The sequence below is a fragment of the Mesorhizobium sp. M6A.T.Ce.TU.002.03.1.1 genome (genome assembly GCF_003997275.1).
Lineage (GTDB): Bacteria > Pseudomonadota > Alphaproteobacteria > Rhizobiales > Rhizobiaceae > Mesorhizobium > Mesorhizobium mediterraneum.
Window position 1 is genome coordinate 1 of record NZ_RZTI01000317.1, and the last position, 467, is coordinate 467.

Sequence of the window (467 nt, forward strand, 5' to 3'; positions counted from 1 at the left end):
ATCGCCGCGCGGCCCGCTTCGTCGACCCCTATCGCCTGGAACGGATTGCCGAGATCGCCGAGGAACCGGCGTGCGTTTTCGGGCCGGTCCTTGTAGTTCAGCGCTGCCATGGTGAAACGCTTATCCTGCGACAACGCCAGAAGCACCGGGTGCTCTTCGCGGCATGGCGCGCACCACGACGCGAAGACGTTGACCAATGTGACCTTGCCGGCGAAGGTTTTCGAATCGAGCCCCGGCAGGTTTGAGCCCTCCAGCGCCGGCAGGCTGGTTTGCGGCGCAGGCAGGCCGATCAGGGCCGACGGCACTTCCGAAGCATCGCGCCCCGACAGCAGTTGCGACAGGAACAGTCCGGCCAGGCCGAGGAAGATCAGCAGCGGCAGAAGCACGAACAGGCGACGACTGGGCGGCGGCGTTTCCGTTTCGGTGCTCATGGCTTGGCGACCTTGTCGGAGCGACGCCTCACGACG

1 protein-coding gene is annotated in these 467 nt (G+C 65.7%); it reads right to left on the reverse strand.

Translation table 11 applies throughout. The features are described 5' to 3' along the window. Window positions 1–431 (reverse strand): redoxin family protein (locus EOC93_RS33730; RefSeq protein WP_127206766.1); only part of this gene is annotated, 431 nt, incomplete at its 3' end. Window positions 432–467 lie beyond the last annotated feature (36 nt).